At 72.4% G+C, this 21,569-nt stretch carries 18 protein-coding genes; 12 read left to right on the forward strand and 6 right to left on the reverse strand.

Annotated elements, in window-relative coordinates:
- Positions 1–60: 60 nt before the first annotated feature.
- Positions 61–1,842, reverse strand: coding sequence for a bifunctional metallophosphatase/5'-nucleotidase (locus tag GFD30_RS21430; RefSeq protein ID WP_153027213.1), 1,782 nt, complete (start codon positions 1,840–1,842; stop codon positions 61–63).
- Between the two features lie 308 nt (positions 1,843–2,150).
- Between GFD30_RS21430 and GFD30_RS21435 the strand changes: the two genes are divergently transcribed.
- The 6 genes from GFD30_RS21435 to GFD30_RS21460 all read left to right on the forward strand — a co-directional run bounded on the left by GFD30_RS21435 (position 2,151) and on the right by GFD30_RS21460 (position 7,268).
- Positions 2,151–4,109, forward strand: a complete 1,959-nt coding sequence (locus tag GFD30_RS21435) for a phosphatase PAP2 family protein (RefSeq protein WP_153027214.1) — start codon at positions 2,151–2,153, stop codon at positions 4,107–4,109.
- A 117-nt stretch (positions 4,110–4,226) separates the two neighbouring features.
- On the forward strand, positions 4,227–4,391 hold the full coding sequence (locus GFD30_RS21440) for a hypothetical protein (protein WP_153027215.1): 165 nt from the start codon (positions 4,227–4,229) through the stop codon (positions 4,389–4,391).
- 99 nt (positions 4,392–4,490) lie between these two features.
- The gene (locus tag GFD30_RS21445; RefSeq protein ID WP_153027216.1) at positions 4,491–5,489 is read left to right on the forward strand and encodes a 2-dehydropantoate 2-reductase; all 999 of its coding nucleotides are present in this window, start codon (positions 4,491–4,493) and stop codon (positions 5,487–5,489) included.
- A gap of 92 nt (positions 5,490–5,581) precedes the next feature.
- Entirely contained in the window at positions 5,582–5,938 is a 357-nt protein-coding gene (locus tag GFD30_RS21450) for a YbaB/EbfC family nucleoid-associated protein (RefSeq protein WP_227996800.1), read from the forward strand.
- Positions 5,935–6,252 (forward strand): type VII secretion target, encoded by a 318-nt coding sequence (locus tag GFD30_RS21455; protein ID WP_153027217.1) that lies wholly within the window; start codon positions 5,935–5,937, stop codon positions 6,250–6,252. The genes GFD30_RS21450 and GFD30_RS21455 overlap by 4 nt, the downstream gene beginning before the upstream one ends.
- Positions 6,249–7,268, forward strand: a complete 1,020-nt coding sequence (locus GFD30_RS21460) for a WXG100-like domain-containing protein (protein ID WP_153027218.1) — start codon at positions 6,249–6,251, stop codon at positions 7,266–7,268. Before GFD30_RS21455 ends, GFD30_RS21460 begins: the two co-directional genes overlap by 4 nt.
- Before the next feature lie 292 nt (positions 7,269–7,560).
- On the opposite strand, the gene GFD30_RS21465 is transcribed toward GFD30_RS21460, so the two are convergent.
- The 3 genes from GFD30_RS21465 to GFD30_RS21475 form a co-directional block, all read right to left on the reverse strand.
- Positions 7,561–8,670, reverse strand: coding sequence for a HAMP domain-containing sensor histidine kinase (locus tag GFD30_RS21465; protein WP_153027219.1), 1,110 nt, complete (start codon positions 8,668–8,670; stop codon positions 7,561–7,563).
- Complete coding sequence (locus tag GFD30_RS21470) at positions 8,667–9,335, reverse strand: response regulator transcription factor (protein ID WP_322633478.1); 669 nt, start codon at positions 9,333–9,335, stop codon at positions 8,667–8,669. Before GFD30_RS21470 ends, GFD30_RS21465 begins: the two co-directional genes overlap by 4 nt.
- Positions 9,336–9,415: 80 nt before the next feature.
- Entirely contained in the window at positions 9,416–11,074 is a 1,659-nt protein-coding gene (locus GFD30_RS21475) for a serine hydrolase domain-containing protein (protein WP_153027220.1), read from the reverse strand.
- Positions 11,075–11,462: 388 nt separating this feature from the next.
- On the opposite strand from GFD30_RS21475, the gene GFD30_RS21480 reads away from it, so the two are divergent.
- Entirely contained in the window at positions 11,463–13,709 is a 2,247-nt protein-coding gene (locus GFD30_RS21480; RefSeq protein WP_153027221.1) for a rhamnogalacturonan lyase family protein, read from the forward strand.
- Between the two features lie 97 nt (positions 13,710–13,806).
- On the opposite strand, the gene GFD30_RS21485 is transcribed toward GFD30_RS21480, so the two are convergent.
- Positions 13,807–15,111 (reverse strand): BNR-4 repeat-containing protein, encoded by a 1,305-nt coding sequence (locus GFD30_RS21485; protein ID WP_322633479.1) that lies wholly within the window; start codon positions 15,109–15,111, stop codon positions 13,807–13,809.
- 317 nt (positions 15,112–15,428) lie between these two features.
- Here GFD30_RS21485 and GFD30_RS21490 point away from each other — a divergent pair, with 317 nt between their 5' ends.
- Positions 15,429–16,172, forward strand: a complete 744-nt coding sequence (locus tag GFD30_RS21490) for a GAP family protein (protein WP_153027222.1) — start codon at positions 15,429–15,431, stop codon at positions 16,170–16,172.
- 48 nt (positions 16,173–16,220) lie between these two features.
- Here GFD30_RS21490 and GFD30_RS21495 read toward each other — a convergent pair whose 3' ends face one another.
- Positions 16,221–17,135, reverse strand: a complete 915-nt coding sequence (locus GFD30_RS21495; protein WP_153027223.1) for a LysR family transcriptional regulator — start codon at positions 17,133–17,135, stop codon at positions 16,221–16,223.
- A 72-nt stretch (positions 17,136–17,207) separates the two neighbouring features.
- Here GFD30_RS21495 and GFD30_RS21500 point away from each other — a divergent pair, with 72 nt between their 5' ends.
- Genes GFD30_RS21500 through GFD30_RS21515 form a run of 4 tightly spaced genes read left to right on the forward strand, consistent with a single transcriptional unit; the run spans position 17,208 to position 21,408 of the window.
- Complete coding sequence (locus GFD30_RS21500; RefSeq protein WP_153027224.1) at positions 17,208–18,221, forward strand: EamA family transporter; 1,014 nt, start codon at positions 17,208–17,210, stop codon at positions 18,219–18,221.
- Positions 18,157–18,777, forward strand: coding sequence for a hypothetical protein (locus GFD30_RS21505; protein ID WP_153027225.1), 621 nt, complete (start codon positions 18,157–18,159; stop codon positions 18,775–18,777). The genes GFD30_RS21500 and GFD30_RS21505 overlap by 65 nt, the downstream gene beginning before the upstream one ends.
- Positions 18,777–20,471: a M48 family metalloprotease gene (locus tag GFD30_RS21510; RefSeq protein WP_153027226.1), complete on the forward strand. Its 1,695-nt coding sequence runs from the start codon at positions 18,777–18,779 to the stop codon at positions 20,469–20,471. The genes GFD30_RS21505 and GFD30_RS21510 overlap by 1 nt, the downstream gene beginning before the upstream one ends.
- Positions 20,365–21,408 (forward strand): DUF4034 domain-containing protein, encoded by a 1,044-nt coding sequence (locus GFD30_RS21515; RefSeq protein WP_153027227.1) that lies wholly within the window; start codon positions 20,365–20,367, stop codon positions 21,406–21,408. The genes GFD30_RS21510 and GFD30_RS21515 overlap by 107 nt, the downstream gene beginning before the upstream one ends.
- Positions 21,409–21,569: the final 161 nt, after the last annotated feature.

The raw sequence follows: 21,569 nt of genomic DNA on the forward strand, positions 1-21,569 counted from the left end.
GGCCCGGGGCCCCGCCCCGGGCCGTCCGCCGACCGCAGCGGTTCCCGGCCGGGACGGGCCCTAGAACACCGGCACGCCGTCGCGGGTAAGCACCCAGTCCACCGACGCGAACTCGGCCGGGTCGAGGGCGCCCTTCGCGGTGACCCACTCGATGATGCGGGTGCGGATCTCGATCGACTCGCTCCACAGCTCCTGGGCCGCGGCCACGTGCGGGAAGTTCCCGCCGCCGTTCGCGCGGTAGTTGTTGACCGCGAACACGAACCGCTGCGCGTCGTCCACGTCGGCGCCCGCGTGCCTGAGGTTCGCGATCCGCGACCCGGCCGGCTTCGCGATGTCGATCTCGTAGGTGAAGCCCGAGACGTAGTCGTAGTTGTAGTCTGGCCGGTTGCCCGCATTGGTGATCGCGTCCGGGTCCATGGCCGCCCCGGCCGCGGTCTGCACGAAGTACGCCGCCGAGTACTCCAGGTAGTCCCGGATCTGGGCGCCCGTCAAGAGCTTGGCGACCAGCGTGTTGTCGTAGATGTACAGGCTCGACAGGTCTTTGATCCGCACGTCGCCCGCCGGGATCAGCGAGGTCCGCGAGAACGGCGACGCCTGCGAGACCACCGGCAGGTCCGCGTGCTCGGTCCCGGCCAGCGCGGCCTTGACCGTGTCCTCCTGGACCTTCGTGATGAGGTCGATGATGGGCTCGTCCTTGTAGCGGGCCTCGGCGGTGTCGAGGTCGATGGCCGCCTGGCCGACGACCTGGTTGACGTACGCGACGACCTCGCCGTGCTCGTCGGTGAGGATCTCGGTGATCCGCTCGTGCTCCTCGACGGTGTTCGAGTTGAGGACGGAGGCGCCGATGGATTCGACGGTCCACTTGCCGTGCTTCCACACCAGGTCGAAGTCGAAGCGGGTGAGGCGCTGGCCGTAGCAGAGGGGCTCGGAGAGGACGACTTCGCCGCCGTCGGGGCCGGCGACGCGGGTCTCGGGGATCTCGATGTGGGCGTGGCCGACGAGGATCGCGTCGATGCCGGGGACGGTCTCGGCGACGATCTTGGAGGCGTTCTCGATGCCGAGGCCGGTGGAGGTGTCGTAGGCGGAGGTGCCGGAGGTGCCCGAGTGGGCGGAGATGACGACGACGTCGACGCCCTCTTCCTCGCGCAGGTGCGCGACCCAGTGGGCGGCTTCGGTCTCGAGGCCGGGGAACTCGAGGACGCCGTCGACGATGGCCTTGTCCCAGATGGTGACGCCGGGTGTGCACAGGCCGAGGATGCCGACTTTGACGTCGCGTCCGCGCGGGGTGCGCAGGCGCGTGATGTGGTAGGGCGGGAAGGCGGGGCGGCCGGTCTCGGTGTCGATGACGTTGGCGCCCAGGAGGGGGAAGTGGAGCTGGGACTCGAATTTGCGGAGGGTGTCGAGGCCGTAGTTGAACTCGTGGTTGCCGAGTGCGGCGGCGTCGTAGTCGATGGCGTTCATGGCCTGGGCCATGGGGTGGACGGGGCCGCCGTCCTGGGCGATGGGGTCGACGCGCGCGTAGTAGTAGGCCAGGGGCGTGCCCTGGATGGTGTCGCCGGCGTCGATGAGGATGGTGTTCTCGCGGCCGACCTCGTCGCGGACCTGCTCGACGAGGGTGGCGACGCGGGCGAGGCCGCGGGTGTTGCCGGCGGCGTCGGTGTAGGCGGCGTCCTTGAAGTAGTCCCAGTTGAAGACGTTCCCGTGGAGGTCGGTGGTGCCCATGACGGTGAACGAGTAGCGCTTCGCGGACTGCTTCGCCGAGGCGGGCGAGGCGGTGAGCGCGGCGGCGGCCGCCCCCGCGGCGGCCGATGCGCCGAGGAGGGTTCTGCGGTTGACTGGCATTCGGGGTTGCTCCTAACTCAGCACCTGGGGAAACGCGAGAGGTCCGTGGAGTATTGCACCTGACCTCGGGTGTCATCCCATGACCCCATCTTGAACGACGGGTGTCGATGCCGCAACGAATCGGCCGGAGCCGCCGAACCGCCGCCGGTCGTGCCGCCTCATGACCCTTGTCCGCCACCGGCCGTTCACCTGCGCTGGCGAGGCTTCGTCCCGGCGGTGATCGTCCCGAAGGCGATCCCCGTCGCCGCGGCCCGGCACCGCGTCGGGCCGCTTCCTCCCGGCCGCTCTCCCCGAAAGTGGAACACCATATGGAAGACCAACAGCTCACGCTCGGCCGCCGCCGGCTCCTGATCGGCTCCGCCGCCCTGGCCGGGCTCATGGCCGCGCCCGCGGCGGGCGAGGCGGCCGCCGCCGCGCCGTCCTCGACCGACCCGGTCGCCTCCGGCGTCGTCGCGTCCCGCACGGGCGGCGCCCGCTACGAATGGTCGGGCGCGGCGTTCGTCGACGACTACACCACCAACACCACCGCGAACCTGACGCCCGAGACCAACGCCGCCGTGCGGATCCTCTCGGGGTTCCAGGAGCTGTGGGAGACCGGCGACGCCTGGAACACCGGGGCGCCCGCCGATACTGGAGCGCTCAAGTCGAACCTCGAGTACTGCGCCGAAGTGACCGGTAACCGAACCGAGGCGGACGCCAAGCAGGCGTTCGTCTTCGACCGCCAGCACCAGAGCCACAGCGTCATCGCCGGGCTCGGCCCGCTCGCAGCGCTCTACAAGACCGGAGCGAAGGCCGTCACCGCCGTCACCGGCGCCCCCGACGGCGTCCCGGCCGGGACGATCAGCGACGCCGTGCCCCCCGGCGCCCCCGACGGCGCCGCCACCGGGCCCGGCTCGACGGCCTCCGACCTCGGGAAGGTCGCCGAGCTCGTCAACGCCCTGCGCGGCCCGCACGCCTCCTCGAACCCCTCGAAGCTCGCGTTCCAGTACCCGCGGCCGTGGCGCATGAACGAGGACTCCGAAGTGGTCCCCACCGGCGGCATCCCCGTCCTCGGCCTGCCCGCCTACGACACCGACGTGGCCGTGTCACCGCAGCTCCTGCGCCAGCGCAGCGCGAGCCCGGCCGACGACGGCGGCTTCCCCTCCGGGCACGCCAACGCCGCGTACCTGGCGGCGATCGCGTACGCGTACGCGGTGCCCGAGCGGTTCCAGGAGATGCTGGTGCGCGCGAGCGACGTCGCCCAGTCGCGGATCACCGCCGGGATGCACTCGCCGGTCGACGTCATGGGCGGGCGCATCCTCGCGACCGCGCTGGCCGCCGCCGTCCTCTACGACGACGCCTACGCCGAGCTGCGCGCCGCCGCCCGCGACCAGGCCCGCGCCTACTTCACGGCCCGGACCGGGGCCGACGACCTGTTCGCGTGGGCCCACCGCGAGGGGGCCGACACCGACCCGTACGCCGACCGCGCCGCCGGCAAGGCGGCCTGGACCGAGCGCCTCACCTACGTCCTCGACCGCGACGACGACGCGGACGCCGAGATGACCGTCCCCAAGGGAGCGGAGGCGATCCTGGAGACCAGACTGCCCTATCTCGATGCCGACCAGCGCCGAGAAGTGCTGCGCACCACGGCCCTCCCCGCCGGGTACGCCCTCATGGAGGGCCCCGAGCAGTGGGGCCGCCTCGACCTGTTCGCCGCCGCCGACGGCTACGGCCGCTTCGACGACGACGTGACCGTGACGATGGACGCGAGCGAAGGCGGGTTCTCGGCGAGCGACGTGTGGCGGGGCGACATCGGCGGTCCCGGCTCGCTCACGAAGGCCGGCACCGGATCGCTCGCGCTGGCCGGCGACAACGGCTTCGAGGGCGGGGTGGTGGTCCAGGACGGGGTGCTGCGGGTCCTGTCGGCGACCGGGCTCGGCGCGGGCGACGTCGCCGCCGAGGGCGGCGTCCTCGAACTCGACCCGGCCGCGGGCCGCGTGAAGCTCGAACGCGGCCTCCGCCTCGCCGGCGCCGCCCTGCGGATCACCGTGGGCGACAGCGGTTCCGCCGTCCTCAAGGTGGCGAAGACCCTCGACCTCGAGCCGGGCGCCGCGCTCGAGATCGCGCTCGACGTCCAGCACCCGCCGGTCGCGGGCGAGTCCCTCACGGTGATCGAGGCCAAGCGCATCGACGGCGAGTTCGCCGCGATGACGCTCGACCTCGACGGCTTCACCGCGGTTCCGGAGTACACCAGCAAGAAGCTGAAGATCCGCATCGAAGCGGCCTGACGGCGCGAGGACGGCCCGCGGCGAAGGCCCCGGGCCGTTCCGCGTACCCGCGCGGCGGCCGACCGTTGCTACCCTTCAAGACAGGCCGGAATCACCACTCCCAGGAGCAGACCGCTCATGCGCGACATCGTGTTAGCGGCCGCCAGCGCCTTCTTCGGCGCACTGGCGGCCTTCGCCGCCTCGCTGCGGCTTGCGCGTCTGACCGAGCGCAGGACCGTGACCGACCAGTTCGTGAACGACTACCTCGCCGATGCGTTCCTGGACCGGGGTGCAGCCGATTGAGCGCCGAGTGAGCCCGGAGTCCGGCCCCGGACGGTCGCGGCCGGGGCCCGAGGAACGCTGGTAAGCGACACGCGGCGCGGCTCGTCGTAGGATCCGGGGATGATCTGCGTGTACGGGGCCGGGAGCATCGGGTGCTATGTCGGCGGGCGGCTCGCCGCGGCCGGGGTCGACGTGGTGTTCGTCGGGCGCGAGCGCGTCGCCGGAGAAGTGCGCGCGCACGGGTTGACGATCACCGATCTCGACGGGGCGAAGGAGCGCATCGAGGCGCCGCGCTACGAGACGACGCCCGAGGCGGCCGCCGGAGCGGACCTCGTGCTCGTCACCGTCAAGTCCGGGGCGACCGCCGAAGCCGCGGATCAGCTCGCGCCGCTGCTGCGGCCCGGAACACCGGTCGTGAGCCTCCAGAACGGACTGCGGAACCCGCGGGTCCTCCGAGCGGGCCTCCCCGAAGCCGAGGTCGTCCCTGGGATGGTCGCGTTCAACGTGGTCCACCAAGGCGAAGGCCGGGTCCACCGGGGGACCGACGGCCGCGTCGAAGTCCAGGCCCACCCCGCACTCGACGCGCACCTCGCCGACTTCGCGCGGGCCGGCGTGCCGCTCGCGCTGCACGAGGACCTGGTCGGCGTCCAGGCCGGGAAGCTGCTGCTCAACCTCAACAACCCGATCAACGCGCTCTCGGGCCTGCCGCTGCGCACCGAGCTGTCGCAGCGCGCCTACCGGCGCGTGCTCGCACGCGCGCAGCGCGAGGCGCTCGACGCGTACCGGGCCGCGGGGATCCGCCCGGCCAAGACCGCCGGGGCCGACCCGCGGCTGCTGCCGGTCGTCCTCGGCCTGCCCGACGCCCTGTTCACCCGCCTCGCCGCCGCGATGCTCGCCATCGACCCCCACGCCAGATCCTCCACTTGGGACGACCTCGAGGCCGGCAAGCCCACCGAAGTGGACTACCTGAACGGCGAGATCGCCGCCCTCGCCGCCGAACACGGCACCACCGCCCCCGTCAACGAGCGCCTGACCGCCCTCGTTCACGAAGCCGAGCGCGGCGGCAGACGCGACTGGAGCGGACCCGAACTGCTCGCGGCCATCGCGCGTCCTGACTGAGCGCACCCGTTCAATACAGCGCCACCTCTGGTTCACTCTCGTTGGCTAGCTTGACATCCGCACCAACGGCACAACCGAACACGGAGGACGATTTGCGCACGCCAGAAGAGATCATGCAGGACCTGGAGTCCCGCGTCGCCGTCATCCAGGAGCGCGCCGGCCGCGCCGAGGAGCTCCTCGCCGAATCCGCCGTCACCGTCGCCGACGAGGACGAGATCGTCACCGTCACCGTCAACGCCGGCGGCACCCTCACCGGCCTGCGCTTCTCGCCCCAGGCGCGCGGCCTCTCCGGCACCGGCCTCGCCGACCTGGTCCTCTCCACCTACAACCAGGCCATCGAAGAGGCCGGCCGCAAGACCACCGAGATCATGTCCACGCTCCTGGGCGAGGACTCCGAGGCGATGAGCGTCATCGCCGGATTCGCCAACCCCCAGCGGGACGCCTCATGAAGGTCGACCCCCAGGCCCTCCGCGACCACGCCTCGCGGCTCATCAACGGCCCCATGCCGATGGTCGTCCAGGCCGCCGACGCCGCCAAGACGGTCCGCCTCGGCGACGAGAACGCCTACGGCATCGTCTTCGCCCAGCTCATCCCTCCCGCGCTGGACCTGTTCCTCGACGACGGATCCGAGACCCTGGACTCGATCGACGACCTCGGCACCGGCTTCACGATGGCCCTCCAGGCCACCGCGCAGAGCTACCAGACCGTGGACGAGGAAGTCGCGGCCGTGTTCGACGCACTCCAGAAAGAGCTGAACCGGTGACCAACCCGCTCATCGCAAGCGAGACCCCCACCACCTTCCCCCAGAGCGCCAAGATCTTCTACGGCATCTCCAAGGCCGGCCAGGCGTACGGGAACGCGATCACCCAGGGCCAGGTCGACGTCGGCGACATCGCCGCGTCCACGTTCTCGCTCGGCCTCGACGTGCTCTCGTTCATCTCCAACCCCTTCAAGCACCTCGTGCAGGCCGGCATCTCCTGGATGTTCGAGCACATCTCGTTCCTGCGCGAACCCCTCGACTGGCTCGCCGGGAACCCCAACGCCATCGAGGGCCTGGCGCTGACCTGGAACAACATCTCCATGGCGCTGCACGACGCCGCCACGGCCTGGGCCACCGAGCTCGAGTCCACCGCCGACTGGGACGGCCAGGACGCCGAGGCGTACCGCCAGAGCGCCGCCGCGTTCGGCGAGGTCATCAACGGCGCCGCCGAGGGCGCCAAGTGGACCGCGAACCTCATCACCGGCGCGGGCGTCCTGGTGGCGATCTTCCGGACCATGTTCCTGGAGATCATCTCCAACTTCATCGCCGAGGTGATCCTCTACATCCTCGCCGCGCTCGCCACCGCCGGCTTCACCTTCGGCGCGACCATCGCCGCCGCGATCGCCCGGGTCGTCTCGCGGGCCGTGTCCGTCTTCGCGAACCTGGTCGGCAAGCTCGGCCAGCTCATGTCGAAGCTCGGCCGCTGGGTCGCCTCCCTCCGCAAGTTCGGCGGCCAGTCGACCGGCCTCAAGAAGGCCCTCGACGGCGCGACCGACCAGCTCCTCAAGGGCACCTCGACGGGGCTGATGCGCGGCGGCGGGAAGGTCATGGACGGGGCCCAGGGCCTGCGCAACCTCTCCCACGGCCCGCTCGCGAAGTCGGTCGACCCGCTCAAGAACAGCTGGAAGAACCCGATCGACAAGATGAAGACCGTCAAGTACACGGCGAACTCGACCGCCCAGGGCGAGAACATGATCAGCCAGATGGAGCAGGAGCGCCAGGCCAACGGCGGCCCGTGACGGGCCCGCGAACCGCACTGCGAACCGCATTGCCAAGCCCCCCTTGACACCGCGGCCGCGCGGCGGCCGGGGCCTCTGGGCCCCGGCTTCGCGACGGCTCGGCGGCGTCAGGCGGCACCGACCTCCGCTAGGCGTTCAAGGAGCTCGAGGCGCGGCGGTGGCTTCAGTCCACGCGAGACCGCGGTCAGCGGACCGCTGCACCCTTCGGCAGCGTCAGGCGGGATTGCCTGCCGCTGCGCGTTCGAGGGCCGGAGACGCGGCAACCGACTTCAGTCCACACAGGACGAAACCGTTAAGCGGCCGGGCCCTTCGGCAGCGTCAGGCGGAACCGTGCGCCGGCCGCGCTCTCAAGGAGCTCGACGTCGCCGCCGTGGGCCTTGGCGATCTGGCGGGCGATCGGCAGGCCGAGGCCCGTGCCGGGGGCCCGGTCGCCGCGCCAGAAGCGTTCGAACACCTTCTCGCGGTCGGCCTCGGGGATGCCGGGGCCCTCGTCGGACACGGTGACCGTGAACGCGGTCGCGGTATCGGCCACCTCGATCGCGACCGCCGTCCCCTCCGGCGCGTGCTTGACGGCGTTCCCGACGAGGTTCGCCACCGCGCGCCGCACGCTCGGCCCGTCCACGGCGGCTTCGGCGCTCATCGCACCGGAGACGGTGAGCGCCACCGGTGCCGATGCGAAGTCGGCGGCGATCTCCCGCACCAGGGCGACCAGGTCGACCCGCCGCGCCTCGATCACCCGGGCCCGCCCGCGGGCGTCGACCAGCAGTTCGTTGACCACGTCCCGCAGCCGATGGGCGGCGCTGCGGCCGCGCTCCAGGCCCTCCCGGTACAGCTCGAGGTCCGGTTCCGGGTGCGCCAGCACCACGTCGGTGCCGGTGATCAGGACCGCCAGCGGCGTCCGCAGCTCATGGCTGGCCTCCTCGACGAGCCGGCGCTGCACCTGCGCCGAGCGCTCGAGCCGGTCCAGCATGGAGTCGAACGCGGCCGCGAGCGCGACGGCCTCGGTCGTCCCCTGCGCGTCCCCGACGCGCAGGCTCAGGTCGGCGCCCTCGATCCGCTCGGCCGCGGCCCGGACCCGCTCGAACGGGCGCACCGCCCGGCCGGACCACCACCACGCGAGCGCGGCCGTGGCCGGCAGCAGCGCCGCGGCCGTGACCATCGTCCACATGGTCGGGTCGATGTCGGTGCGGGCGACGGCCCGCTCGACACCGTCGGTCCCGATCTCGGTGTGCTCCTCCCGGGTGATCGCCGGGACCGCGACGACGAGGAGCACCGGCAGGTAGCTCGCGAGGAAACCGGTGAGCGCCAGCCGGACCCGCAGCGACCGCAGCGCGGACCGGGCGGCGTCGCGGATCGAGCGCGGCCGCCGGCCGGTCCCGGCGCGCGGGACGGGCGCCGTCACGGCGCCTCCAGCCGGTAGCCGGCGCCGACCACGGTCGCGATCGGCCCCGGTTCGCCGAGTTTGCGGCGCAGGCGGCTGAGGATCACGCGGACCGACGCGGTGAACGGGTCGGCCTGCGCGTCCCACACATGCTCCAGGATCTCCTCAGTGGACAGCACTTCGCCGGGGCGGTGCATGAAGTAGCGCAGCATCGAGAACTCCCTCGCGGTCAGTTCGAGTTCGGTCCCGCCGCGCCAGGCCCGGTGCGCGGCGGCGTCCAGGCGCAGGTCGCCGACGGCGAGGACCGCTTCGCGCACGTCGGCCCGCCGCGCCAGGGCCCGCAGCCGGGCCGCCAGCTCCGCGAAGTCGAAGGGCTTGACGAGGTAGTCGTCGGCGCCCGAGTCGAGCCCGGCCACCCGGTCGTCCACGGCGTCGCGGGCGGTGAGCACGATGACCCGCCGCGGCGGGCGCAGGTGCGGGTCGGTCCCGAGCCGCCGCAGCAGCTCGAGACCGTCCCCGTCGGGCAGCCCGAGGTCGAGGCACACCACGTCGAAATCGTTGGCGCACAGCAATTCCTCGGCTTCGCCGCGGGTCGCGGCGAGGTCGACGGCGTACGCCTCGTTCCGCAGGCCCATGGCCACGGCCGGGCCCAGGTCGCGGTCGTCCTCGACCAGCAGGATGCGCACGCCGGCTCCCCTCTGTCGTTCAGCGGCTCGTGTCGTTCAGTGGATCAGCGCCGTTCGGCGGCCCGGTGCCGTTCGGCGGTTCAGCCGCGCCGGGCCTCGGCGGTCCCGGCCGGACCGGTGACGGTCATCAGGTCCTCCGCGAAGGCGACCCGGACGCCCTCGTCGACGCCGATCAGGTCGCGGCGGTACTCGCCCTCACCGGTCGGCACCAGCGTAAACGTCGGCGGCTCGGTGTCGAGCGAAAGGGCGGCGACGCCGCCGTACTCGTCGAGCGCGTACCAGGCGAGCACCGTCCCCTCGGCGGTCGCGAGCTCGACGTAGGTGCGCAGTTCGTCCTCGCCGGCCGTCCCGGCCGGTTCGACGCCTTGGACGGCGCCGAACTCCGCTTCGACCGCCGCGAGCTCTTCACGTCCGATCGCGGTCTCGCCGTTGAGGAGCGCGAGCACGGCCTCCTCGTGGGCCGCGACATCCTCGGCCCCGAAGTCGGGGGAGGCGAACATGGCGGCCACCGCGTCGGCGCCCTCGGCCGCGGCCTCGAGCCCGTCCTCGGTCGCGGTCACGGTGTACGAGCCGCCGGTCTCGAGCGTGTAGACGCCCGCTCTCGCTTGCAGCTCTTCGGGATCGACGTCGGCGCGGGGTTCGGGCAGCGGGACCGGCTCCCCGGCCGCGACGGCGGGGACGATGAGTTCCGCGAGCTGCCCGGCGTTGATCCGCTCGGTGTTCGAGGCGACGGCGATGCTCACGCCCGACTCCGGCAGCCATGACGCGACGGCGTTGTGCCCGGTGTCCCCGCCGCCGCCGGACGCCGTGACGAGCTCGGTCCCGAAGACCTCGGCGCCGACGGACACCCAGCCGGGGATCTCGGCCGTGCCGTCGCCGTACTCGAAACGGGTCGCCTCCAGCACCTCGACCGCCTCGGGGTCGACGACCTCGCCTTCGAAGAGCGCCTTCGTCCATTCGGCGAGGTCGCCCGCGGTCATCGCGAGGTCGCCGTTGCCGGCCATGGCCCAGTGGGGCCCGGCGAAGCCGCCGTTCTCGGTCGCGGGAGCGCCGTCGACCTCGCCGACCGCGCGCGGCCCGGGCGCGGCCGGCTCGCCGTCCCAGAACCCGCCGAACGGCTCGCCGCCGAGCACCAGGACCTGTTCGGCCATGTGGTCGCGGTAGGAGCCGGTCGCCTCGTCGACGATGAGCGCCAGCAGCGAGTACCCCGCGTTCGAGTAGAGGAAGTCCTCGCCGGGCGCGAACGCCGACCCGAGGCCGCTGATCGCCGCGATCGCCTCGTCGCGGTCGAGCGGTTCGTGGTCGGTGCCGTGCTCGCCTTCGATGCCGCTCGTGTGCAGCAGGAGCTGCTCCACCGTCGCCTCGGCGGCCGGGCCCGACAGGCCGGGCAGGAGCGATCCGGCCGTGTCGTCCAGCGACAGGACCCCGTCGTGCGCGAGGCCGAGGACCGCGGCGGCCGTGAAGGACTTGCTGACCGATCCGATGCCGAACACGGTCTCGTCGGTGATCGGGGCGGTGCCGTCGGCGCTGCCGAAGGCGGCCCGGCAGTCCATGCCGCCGCCGGTGACCGCCACGGCACCGCTGAACCCGGCCTCGCCCCACTGGTCGAGCGCGTTGATCAGGTCGGCCCCGCAGGCGTCCGGCGCGCGGCCGGGCCCCTGCTCGGCGGTGGCGACGCACCCCGCGGCCGAAAGGACGGCCAGGAGGGCGGCCGCGAACAGTGTCGATATCCGTCTCATGCCCCGGACGGTAAGCGCCCGAATGTAAACCGGGCTTAAACGAGCCGGGCTAGCGACCCGAGGGCGCCCTCGCGGTCGCCCGCCTGGTCGCGACCGCCCAGACCGAGCAGGGGATCACCCCGCCCTGTGGACCGGGCTCGACCGGGAGGTCGCCGGGGCGAACTCGCATGGGCCGAGCCGCAGCCCCGGTAAGCCGGGAAATTTATACACATCGATTCCTGATATTGCCTTTGAAAGCGGGTTCCCCTTATACTTCCCAAAGGCATTGAATCGATTCAGTTCTATGTCTGAATGAACACGCACCGTGTCGACCCGGCACTCCCGCGGTGCGCCGCCCCGCCGTACCCCGGCGGACTCCACTCTCACGACCTCTACCCGCGGAGCAAAGATGCGAACATTCCGAAACCGGCGGCTGCGCAGCCTGTCGGTCCTGGCGGCGGCCGCCCTCGCGGCCGCGGCCATCCCGGCCTTCATGAGCGGGGCTGACGCGGCCACCGTCCGATACGAGGCGGAGACCGCCCCGGCGACATGCGAAGGCACGATCGACTCGAACCACGCCGGGTTCTCCGGCAGCGGGTTCTGCAACTCCACCAACGCCGTCGGCGCGGCGAACCAGTACACGGTCAACGCGGCGAGCGCCGGCAGCGCGACGCTGACGATCCGGTACGCCCACGGCGGCACCGACACCCGCTCGGCCGACATCGTCGTCAACGGCGCCACCGTGCAGGCCGCCGGCGCGTTCCCCGCGACCGGCGCCTGGGCGACCTGGACGACCAAGACCGTCACCGTCCCCGTGAACGCCGGAAGCAACACGATCCGGATCGCCGCCACCACGGCCGCGGGCCTGGCGAACATCGACTACGTCGAGCTCACCGACGGCGCCCCGCCCCAGCAGAACGGCCGCTACGAGGTCGAGGAGTTGACCCGCGGCGTCACCGTCGTGCCCTCGGGCTCAGGGCGGCTCGTGTCCTGGCGGCTGCTCGGCACCGACCCGTCCAATGTGTCGTTCAACGTGTACCGCGACGGCACGAAGCTCAACGCGTCGCCGCTGACGGGGGCGACGAACTACCTCGACACCGGCGGCTCCTCGAGCTCGCAGTACACCGTGCGCGCGGTCGTGAACGGCACCGAGGGCGCCGCCTCGGGCGTCGAGGCGACCTTCAACTCCAGCGGGTACGTGAACATCCCGATCCAGCGCCCGGCCGGAGGCACCACCCCCTCGGGCGAGTCGTACACGTATGTCGCCAACGACATGAGCACCGGCGACCTGGACGGCGACGGCGACTACGAGTACATCGTCAAGTGGGACCCGACCAACGCCAAGGACAACTCGCAGTCCGGCTACACCGGCAACGTCTATGTGGACGCCTACCGGCTCGACGGGACCCGGCTGTGGCGAATCGACCTGGGCCGCAACATCAGGGCGGGCGCGCACTACACCCAGTTTCAGGTGTTCGACTACGACGGCGACGGCCGGGCCGAGATCGCGATGAAGACCGCCGACGGCACCCGCGACGGCGCCGGCACCGTGATCGGCTCCTCCAGCGCCGACCACCGCAACTCCAGCGGCTACATCCTCGCCGGGCCCGAGTACCTGACGGTCTTCAACGGCCAGACCGGCGCCGCGATGGACACGGTCAACTACAACCCGCCGCGCGGCAACGTCTCCTCCTGGGGCGACAACTACGGGAACCGGGTCGACCGGTTCCTCGCCGGAACGGCCTATCTGGACGGTTCGACGCCTTCGATGATCTTCGCGCGCGGCTACTACACCCGCTCGGTGATCTGGGCCGTGGACTGGAACGGCACCGACCTGACCACCCGCTGGACGTTCGACTCGAACACGGCGGGCAGCCAGTACGCCGGCCAAGGCGCGCACAGCCTCTCGATCGCCGACCTGAACGGCGACGGCAGCCAGGACGTGGTCTACGGGGCCATGGCGGTCGGCTCGAACGGCCAGCCGCTGTGGAACACCCGCTTCGGGCACGGCGACGCCCAGCACGTGACGGACCACGTTCCCAGCCGCCCGGGCCAGGAGGTGTTCATGGTGCACGAGGCGAGCAACCAGCCGGCCTCGCACTTGAACGGCTCGAACGGGCAGATCCTGTTCCAGACCGGTGCCAGCGGCGACAACGGCCGCGGCGTCGGCGCGAACGTGCTCGCCTCGAACCCGGGCTCGGAGTACTGGTCCTCGAACGTGTCCGGCCTGCTCAACGCCTCCGGTTCCAACATCGGGACCAAGCCCGGCTCGATCAACTTCCTGTCGTGGTGGGACGGCGACGGCGAGCGCGAACTGCTCGACGGCACCCAGATCACCAACTACCCGTCGGGCACGCTCCTGTCCGGTTCGGGCGTGGCGTCGAACAACGGCACCAAGTCCACTCCGGGCCTGTCGGCGGACCTGTTCGGGGACTGGCGTGAAGAGGTCGTGTGGCGCACGAGCGACAGCTCCGCGCTGCGGATCTACGCGACCCCGCACCAGACGAGCCTGCGCATCGCGACCCTGATGCACGACGTGCAGTACCGCGTGGCGATCGCCTGGCAGAACACGGCGTACAACCAGCCGCCGCACCCGTCCTTCTACATCGGATCGGACGTCACCGGCTACCCCTGGCCCGACGTTCGCACCCCGTAACGAGCACGATCCCGAGGCCCCGGCGCGAGCGCCGGGGCCTCGGCCGTTTCCTCGTCCCGGAACCTGATCCGTCGGCGCCGAAGGTCTCGGCGGCGGGTCACTCGCCTCGCGGGAGGTCGCGCAGGACGATCTCGCACCGGTAGTGCTGCGAGGCGGTCATCTCACCGCGGAACCACAGCAGCGGCACGCGCGAGGGGTCGCCGGGGGCGACGATCGGGCGCAGGTTGTCCACTTCGGAGTCCTCGGTGACCGGAGTCCACGTCCACGTGGCGCCGCCGTCAGCGGTGCGGGCGTGGAAGATCTCGCGGCGGGCCAGGGCCGAGCCGTCCCGCGGGTCGACCGGGGTGGAGACGTACACCGAGTCGAGGTCGTACGGGTCGATCGCGGCGAGGCCCGTGTAGTCCTCCTCGTGCGGCATGAGCCCCGGCCCGGCCTTCGCGAACTCGCGGACGCTCCACTCGCCGCCGGGTGCCATGCGGGCGTAGAAGAACCGCAGGTCCGGGTGGGCCTTGCGCCGTTCGAGGTGCTCCTCTTCGCCGGCGCGGGCGGTCAGGACCGCCGCGACCGAGCCGTCCTCGCCGTGCCGGATGTCGGTGGTCCAGCAGTGCGACATCCGCACCCCGCCCCACCGCGACCCGGCCTCGAGGATCCGGGTGAGCTCCACTTGGGACGGCGCGTCGCCGGTGAGGGCCTCGGGGTCGACCACGGTGCCGTCGCTGCGGTGCAGGGCCCCGCCTTCGAGGTAGCCGTGGTAGATCGAGTTGTCGAAGTCGCGCGGGTGGTGGTCGGTGGTGACCAGGTCGATCCGCTTCCCGTCGCCGCTGTAGCGGGTGTAGCCGTTGACGTACCCGACCTTCGGGCGGGTGAAGAGCTTGCCCGCGTAGGACCACGTGTCGCCGTCGTCGTCGGAGACGAGCGCGCACTGGTCGTCGTTCACGGCGCGCGCGAAGCAGTACAGGCGCCCGCCCATGGACCGCAGGTTCGAGTAGGTGACGCCGGCGCCGCCGGTGAGGCCGCTCCAGTCGAACACCGATTCGGGGCCCCAGCGGGTCGGGTCGCCGGGTTCGCTGACGCGCCAGCGGGTCAGGTCGTCGGTCTTGTGCCTGGTGTAGACGGCGAGCCAGCGGCCGTCGGCGCGGCGCCGCAGCGCGGGCACGTCGTGGTCGTCGGCTTCGAGCCGCTCGTGCAGGACCACCACCTCGCTGGTGCCGGCCCGGAGGTCGACCACGGCGAGCTCGACGTTCCCGGCGCGGGCCTCGCCGCCGGGGCCCTCGGGTGCGGCGATCGAGCCGACGACGAGGGTCTGCGTCTCGGGGTCGACGAGCGCTCGCTCGTCCTGGAACCAGCACCAGGCCCCGTTGTCGTTGACGGTCAGGGTCGGGGCTGCGGGGCTGCGGTTCACGAGGTTCCCTTCATCGGCGTCGCTGCCATCGTCCGGCACTGCGCCGGTCGGTCGGCACCGCCGCTGGAGGCGGCGCTGCGCGGTCCGACGGCAGCGGCCGGACTGCGCCGGTCGGACGATGCTGACTGCTCAAACGGCCGTGCCGTTTCGCGACCCAGCCGCTCCGGCGGCGCGCTGCCGGCCCCGACGACTGTAGCGGAAAGCGCTATCCGATGCCAGTCCGTACCTTCGGATTGCCACCAAAGGCGCAGTCGCCCTTCCGAAGATCGATCCCGCGACCGACGCGCCGCCCCGCCCCGGATCCCTACGCTCGGACCATGGACCTCGCCATGGCCGCCTCGCTGGCCGCCCTCGCGCTCATCGACTCGACGAGCTTCGGGACGCTGCTCATCCCGATCTGGCTCCTCCTCGCGCCCGGCCGCGTCAAGGCTGCCCGGATGCTCGTCTACCTCGGCACCATCGCCGTCTTCTACTTCGCCGTCGGCATGGCCATCGTGCTCGGCGCGACCGCGTTCACCGACGACCTCGGCGCGCTCCTGGACACCCGGCCCGCGATGTGGGCCCAGCTCGCCGTCGGCGTCGGCCTCCTCGTCCTCAGCTTCCGCTTCGATTCCAAGCAGTCGAAGGAAGGCGGCGGCCGCGTCGCCCGCTGGCGCGAGCGCGCCCTCGGCATCGAGACCGCCGAACCCGGGGCGACCCGCACCCGCACCAGCGCGCTCCCGCTCGTCGGCCTCGCCCTCGGCGCCGCCACCCTCGAGGTCGCGACCATGCTGCCCTACCTCGCGGCCATCGGCATCGTCACCGCCTCGGGCATCGGCACCGCCGCCACCACCGCGACCATGGCCGGGTACTGCCTCGTCATGGTCCTGCCCGCGCTCGTGCTCCTGACGGCCCGGCTCGTCGCCCGCAGCGCGGTCGAACCGCTCCTGGTCAAGATCAACGACTGGATGACCAGGAACGCGGCCTCGACCACCGGCTGGATCGTCGGCATCGTCGGCTTCCTCATCGCCCGCGACGCGGCCTGGCGGCTCGGCCTCCTCGAGCAGCTCCTCAACCGCTAGGTGTTCCGTCCGGAGCGGTTGCGAACCGTCGGTCCGCTCGAGCACCCGCTAGACCCGGGTCCGGTGGCGCCGTTCGACCTCGGCGGCCACCCGCCGGAACGCGTCGAGGACCCGCTTGACCGCCAGCCGCTCGGCCCGGTCGGTCCGCAGGATCGCCGCCACGTGCCGCCGCGTCGGCACGTCGGCGATCTCGCGCAGCACCAGGCCGGCCCCGACCGGCGTCGTGAACCGCGGCAGCACCGCGACCCGGCGGCTCCCGGCCACCAGCGACTCCACGAGCCGGTTGTCGCGGATCCGCTGGGTCACCCGCAGAGTCGCCCCGGTCGCCCGCTCCACCGATTCGAGCACCGTGTCGAACGGGTAGCCCTTCGGCACCCCGATCCACTCGCAGTCCACCAGGTCCTCGGCGCGCACCGACTCCCGCGCGGCGAGCGGATGGTCCTCCGCCATCGCCACGTCGAGGGGCTCGCGCGCCAGCGGGACCACGGTCTGGGCGGCCGCGCCCGCCGCTCGCACCCCGGTGAGGCTGTGCGCGATCACGATGTCGTTGTCCGCGGCGAACGCCGCGTACTCCGCCTCGGCGATGTCGATGTCGCTGCACCGCACCTCGATCGCAGTCCCCTCGACCTCGCGCAGCACCGCCGCGAGCATGAACGTGGCCGCGCTCGGCAGCGCCGCAACGGTCACCACCCCGGACGGCTCGCCGCGGAACGAGTCCCACCGCGCCCGCACCTGCTCCAGCGCGGCGGCCACATTCGCGCCGCCCTCGGCGAGCACCCGGCCCGCCTCGGTCAGACGCAGGCCCCGGCCCCACGGCTCGGCCAGGACCATCCCGAACTCCCGCTGCGCCGCCTTCAACTGCTGCGAGACCGCCGACGGCGTCCGGTGCGTGGCCCGGGCGACCTCGGTGACACTGCCGCGCAGCGCCAGCTCGCGCAGCAACTCCAGGTGACGCACATCCATGAAGCGATACTACACAGTGCCTTAAGTAATTTTCATTTGTGCTTTACAGTCCGGGCGGCCATGCTTGGACCCATGCCCGTTCGCCACGTCCTCCTCGCCATGGCCGTCGCCGTCATGTGGGGCCTCAACTTCATCGCCATCGACGCCTCGCTCCAGCACTTCCCGCCGATGTTCCTGGTCGCGCTCCGCTTCGCGCTCATCGCCGTCCCGACGATCCTGCTCGTCAAGCGCCCGGACGTGCCGCTTCGCTGGCTCATCGGCTACGGGCTCGGCTTCGGGACCCTCCAGTTCCTGTTCCTCTACTGGGGCATGGCCGCCGGCATGCCCGCCGGCCTCGCCTCGCTGGTCCTCCAGGCGTCCGGACCGTTCACGATGCTCCTGGGCGCCACCTTCCTGCGCGAACGCGTGAGCGGCCCGCAACTCATCGGCATCCTCGTCGCGGTCGGCGGCCTCGCCGTCGTCGGCTGGCAGCGCGCCGAGCACGCCAGCGTCATCCCATTCCTGCTCACGCTCGCCGGCGCCCTGGGCTGGGCGATCGGCAACATCTGCAACCGCCAGGCCCGGGCCGCGAACCCGCTCCACCTGACCCTCTGGATGTCCGTGGTCCCGCCGCTGCCGATGCTCGCGCTGGCCCTCCTGGTCGAAGGGCCCGCACCGATCGCCGAGTCGCTGACGTCCTGGGACGCACCGGAAGCGGCCGGCGCGGTGGTCGGCCTGCTCTACACCGTCGTGATCGGCACGATCCTCGGCTCGGGCCTGTGGACCTGGCTCATGTCGCGCCATCCCGCCGGGGTCGTGGCGCCGTTCTCGATGCTGGTGCCGGTCACCGGGATGACCGCGGCCTGGCTGATCCTCGGCGAGACCGTGACCCTCCCCGAGGCCCTCGGCGGCGTCCTCGTCGTCAGCGGCGTCCTGCTCGGGAGCCTCCGCAAGCGCACTCCCGCCGGTATCCCGCCGGTATTCCGCCTCGGCAACCAGCCCCCGGCGCCCCAGAATGGGGGTGACAGACGAGGAGGCCCCCGTGGCGGACGTCCGCTGGCTCATCCGGACCCGGCAGTCGGCGCAGGTGATCATCACCGCCCCTGACGCACCGGTCGGAGTCGGCGCGGCCGTCGAACGCCTCGAAGCGGCCCTCGACGGGTACGCCGGACCGAAACCGGCCTGGTTCCGGGCCCTCGAGCGGCTCGGATACTGGTGGTACGCCATCTGCATGGCCGCCACGGCGGCGGTGTTCGCCGCCGCCGCGCCGAACGGCGTCGCCCTGAACATCGCCTACGGCCTCGGCTCCGGCATCGCCGTCGCGGTGGTCTCCGGCGGGCTCATCGCCGGCGCCGCCCACGTCCAGACCCGGTTGACGAGCGGCCGGACCGCCCAGCAGACGATCGCCGAGGCCGCCCCGCTCGCCCGCCCCGCCGGCTCGGTCGCCGACCGGGTCGAGGCCGTCCTCGCATGGGACCCTTCGCGCGAGCACGAGGTGCACCGGCTCGCCTGGGACGCCGCCGAAGCCGGCCGCCCGAACCGGCGGGCCGCCGACGAAGAACTCGACGACCTGTGGAGGCGGGCCGACCCCGAGGCCGCCGCCGCGCGCGAAGCGACGCTCCGCCGGATCCGCGCGGGCCTCGAACGGCCCGAACAGCAGTGATGACGCCCGCTGCGCGGCGGCCCGAGGCGAAGCGGCTCCCGGGACTGCGCACCGCGTCGCACCTGGTCCTGACCGGCGCCGTCCCGGCCGCGATGCTCGCCGTCATGACCGGGCTGATCTGGTTCAACGCCTACGCGTTCACCGTGTCGACCCTCTCGGCCCTCAAGATCGCGATCGGTGTCGTGCCCACCGCCGCGGTCCTCGGCAGCGGCTTGTGGGTGCTGGTCTTCAAGGGCGACAAGCCGCTCCCCGGCGTCCCGGTCCACGAGCACGAGCACCCCGACCTGTGGGCGCTCGTCCGCGGCGTCGCCGCCGCCGTCGGCACCGCCCCGCCCGACCGCATCCTCCTGACCGCCGACGCGAACGCCGCCGTCATGGAGGACACCCGCCTGCTCGGGCTCGTCGCCGCCCGCCGGCACATGACGATCGGCGCGCCGCTGGTCGCCGAGATGACCGCCCCGCAGCTCGCCGCGGTCATCGGCCACGAACTCGGCCACTACGCCGCCCGCGACACCCGCTTCTCGGCCGCCGCCTACCGCAGCCGGCGCGCCTTCGTGCACACGCTCACGGTCCTCAACCGCGACGACTACCTCCAGCGGGCGATGCACTTCCTGCTGCGCCACTACGGACTGCTCGTCGTGCGCGGCTCGGCGAACCTGAGCCGGCGCCAGGAGCGCCTGGCCGACGAAGCCGCGGCGACCGCGGTCGGGTCCGCGGCCACCGCCGCCGCATTCGCGGCGCTCACCTCGATCGCCGCGACCTGGGACCTGTTCCGCCGCGACCACCTGCGCATCGCCTGGGATCAGGGATTCCTGCCCGCCGACGCGTTCGCGGGCTTCCGCAGCCTGCGCGCCTCCCTCGGCGACGAGCCGATTGAGGCGGACGAACCGGACCCGTACGACACGCATCCGCCGATGCACGAGCGGATCGCCGCCGTCGAAGCGCTGGCCGCCCCGGGCGAGCTGCGGATCCTGCCCGGGGAGGCGAGCTCGCTGCTGCGCGACCCGGCGCGGCTGCTCGACGCGGCCCTCCTCGACGGCCTCGAACCCGAGGCGCGCGCGATGCGCCGCGCGGACTGGACGGCCCTGGTCCGCCTCCACGTCCTCGCCTCGCTCGCCGAGCCCCTCGTCGCGGCCAACGCCGCCCGCGCGCTCGGCCGGCCCCCGACGGTCGAGACGCTGCTCGACGCACTCGACGCCGGCCTGCTTGAGGAGCTCGGCACCGACCCGGACGCCCCGCAGGGCGACCCGCCCCGCGTGCGGCGCGAGCGGGCCCGAGTTCTCGTCCATAAGGGACTCACGGGTGCGCTGGCGGCGCGGATCGACGCCGCCGGCGGCGTCGAATGGGCCGAATCGTGGCCGTTCCCGGGTGCCATGCGCTCGATCCTGGCGGACCCGCTCGCGGCCCTGGTCGACGCCGCCGTGGCCGACCGGCCCGACACCTCGCGCCTGCGCGCCCTCATCGACTCGGTAGAACGACTACAAGGAAGGCCACAGAACATTGGCACTGCTCATAGGGGCGAAGACCCGCGTACTCATGGCGATGCGCAAGGAGGCGAAAGGCCGCGGGCAGTCGTGGAAGCAGTACATGGAGGACGTCAGCCAGCAGGAGCTGATCGCCCTGATCCGGCAGGTGGACCCCACCGTCAACCCCGCCGAGATCATCCCCGGCCTGCCGGACATCCCCGCGGTTGACGTCACCCGCTGGGGGATGCCGCCGATGGAGGCCCTCAGTACGGACCTGAGCCGGACCGTCCCGGCCGTCGCCGCCGCGGTGGACGCGGTGCGGGCGGGGGACTGGCGCCCGGCCGCGGCCCTGCTCGACCGCAGCTACGGCGACTGGGCCATGCGCGCGGTCGCCGTCCACGCGCTCGGCGAGGCCGCCGCCGACGACGTCCGCTGGCTCGAGGCGTGGAAGGCCGCCGTGGGCGGCCGGGACCGGAACCTCGCGGTGGTCGAGGCCCACGGACTGTGCTGGCTCTCATGGAAACTCCGCGGCAACCGGCCCGACGCCACGGCCCGGCAGCAGGAGGCGTTCCACACGCTCCAGATGCGCTGCGAAGAGGTCGCGCAGCGGGCCGCCTCCCTCGCGCCGGAGGACCCCACGCCGTGGCTCACCCTGATCATCATCGCCCGCGGGCGCGGCTACAGCGCCGAGACCTTCACATCGATCTTCCGTGAGCTCCAGACCCGCGATCCGCTGCACCGCGCCGGGCACGAGTTCGCGCTCATGTACTGGTCCGAGTCGGCCGTCTCGTTCGAACCGGTGCTGGCCTTCGCCGAGCGGGCCGCCGCCGCGTCACCGACGCTCGCGTTCCTGCTCCTCCAGGCGGCGTACGACGCCGAGGACGACTTCGAGGGTGTTTGGCAGGACCCGCGGGTGCGGCACGCGCTCGACACGATCCTCCGTGGACTCGCGTCACCGGCCGCCGCCGTCGGCGTGTACGCCGCGAGCGACCGGAACTGGGCCGCGTACGCCCTCGTCAACTCCGGCCGCGGCGCGGAGGCCGTGCCGCTGTTCGTCCAGCTCGGCACGAACGCCTCCGCCCGCCCCTGGGAGGACTTCGGCCCCGACGCGGTCGTCGTCTTCGACGCCTTCCGCCGCCGCGCCTGCGCCGCCGTGCGCACTTGACGGCGGCAGCGGGTCGGCGAGGCTCCTGCCCGCGCCGAGCATTGTCTGACGGCCGCCGCGGGCCCGCGAGCAGTCTCCCTTCGCGCGCCGTCGATTCGATGGCGACGTGGGCCGGTTCACCTTGCGGTCTTAGTTAGCCTTGCCTAACATTCCGGTGAACG

The organism is Glycomyces albidus (genome assembly GCF_009451885.1).
In the GTDB taxonomy this organism is placed as follows: Bacteria; Actinomycetota; Actinomycetes; order Mycobacteriales; family Micromonosporaceae; genus Glycomyces; species Glycomyces albidus.